2 protein-coding genes and 1 pseudogene are annotated in these 1,855 nt (G+C 58.0%); all 3 read left to right on the top strand.

What is annotated here, in order from left to right; translation table 11 throughout:
* Positions 1-199 (top strand): annotated as a pseudogene (locus AC1D1P_RS22215) (type II/IV secretion system protein); the annotation flags it as partial.
* A 152-nt stretch (positions 200-351) separates the two neighbouring features.
* A complete protein-coding gene (locus tag AC1D1P_RS22210; RefSeq protein WP_477669709.1) occupies positions 352-837 on the top strand; it encodes a tripartite tricarboxylate transporter TctB family protein in 486 nt (161 codons plus the stop codon).
* 12 nt (positions 838-849) lie between these two features.
* On the top strand, positions 850-1,855 hold a 1,006-nt coding region (locus tag AC1D1P_RS22205), incomplete at its 3' end, for a tripartite tricarboxylate transporter permease (RefSeq protein WP_477674473.1).

Here is a 1,855-nt window from a genome sequence, read left to right as displayed (position 1 = left end):
GCGTATGGGTCTTTATGAGCTGCTGACCGTCACGGAAGGCTTCAAGGAAAAAGTCTCGAAAGAGCCCAATATCGATGCGCTGCGCCGCCAGGCGGTCAGTGAAGGTATGCGCCCGCTTCGGTTGGCCGGCGCGTTGAAAGTGGCAGAGGGCCTGACAACCATCGAGGAAATTTTGGCCTCCACCCCGCCTTTGGCCTGAGTCCTTGGGCCTTTTACAACGGCCGGCCCGTTGTAAGCAAGAGGTAAGCCAAAAGATTACGAAAGGTAAGTGAAAGCCACATGGCGGGGGCCGGGTGATTGAATGCACAATCCACCGATTCTTTCTTTTATATATGTATTGAGGAGACAGCCGTGAATATCAAGAGTCAGAAAGACTTTTTCTCCGGCCTCATGTTCATGGGCGTCGGTGTGGCGTTCGCATGGGGGGCAACCACCTACAACGTGGGTGAGGGTGCCCGTATGGGACCGGGTTACTTCCCCCTCATGCTGGGTATTTTGATGACTGTTCTGGGGGCCGCGATCACTTTCAAGGCACTGGTCGTGGAAACCGTGGGCGGCGACAAGATCGGCAAATGGGCCTGGAAGCCCCTCTCCTTCATCATCCTGGCCAATCTGCTATTCGGCATTTTGCTGGCCGGTTTGCCGAGCATCAAGATTCCAGCCATGGGCATGATCGTGGCGATTTATGCGTTGACCTTCATTTCCAGCATGGCTGAAGAAGGCTGGAAGGTCAAAAACACTTTCATTCTTGCGACGGTGCTGGCCATCGGCAGCTACCTCGCTTTTGTCGTTCTGCTCAAGTTGCAGTTCCCGGTCTGGCCATTCTTTATCGGCTAAGGAGAATAAAAAATGGAATTGCTGTCTCACCTGTCGATAGGCTTTGGCGTGGCATTCACGCCCATCAATTTGTTGTACTGCCTGATCGGCTGTATTTTGGGCACCCTGATTGGGGTTCTGCCGGGCATTGGCCCCGTGGCTACGATCGCCATGCTGTTGCCGGCCACCTATGCGCTGCCACCCGTGTCGGCGCTGATCATGCTGGCCGGTATTTATTACGGCGCCCAGTACGGTGGCTCCACCACCGCCATTCTGGTGAACCTGCCGGGGGAATCCTCTTCAGTGGTGACCTGTATTGACGGGTACCAGATGGCAAGAAAAGGCCGGGCCGGGCCCGCGCTTGCCGCGGCAGGCCTGGGATCTTTCTTTGCCGGTTGCGTAGGCACCTTGATACTGGCCGCATTTGCGCCGCCGCTGACCGAATTGGCCTTCAAATTCGGCCCTGCTGAATATTTTGCCCTGATGGTTCTGGGCCTGATCGGCGCCGTGGTGCTGGCTTCCGGCTCGCTGCTCAAGGCGATTGCCATGATCGTGCTGGGCCTGCTGCTGGGCCTTGTCGGCACTGACGTGAATTCCGGCGTGGCCCGCTTCAGTTTTGACATTCCCGAACTGACCGACGGCATCGGCTTCGTGACCATCGCCATGGGTGTGTTCGGTTACGGCGAAATCATCAGCAACCTGGCGCAGCCTGAGCATGAGCGCGAGGTGTTCACCGCCAAGGTGTCGGGCCTGTTCCCGACCAAGGAGGACTTCAAGAACATGTTGCCGGCCGTGCTGCGCGGTACCTTCCTGGGTTCTGCACTGGGCATTTTGCCGGGAGGTGGCGCGCTGCTCGCGGCCTTCGCTGCCTATGCACTGGAAAAGAAGATCAAGTCGAAGCCGGGCGAGGTGCCTTTCGGCCAGGGCAACATCCGCGGCGTGGCCGCACCCGAGTCGGCGAACAACGCCGGCGCGCAGACGTCCTTCATTCCGTTGCTCACTTTGGGTATTCCACCCAATGCCGTGATGGCCTTGATGG

The sequence above is a fragment of the Polaromonas sp. P1_E1_2 genome (assembly GCF_056406035.1).
This window is presented reverse-complemented; position numbering and strand designations above follow the sequence as displayed.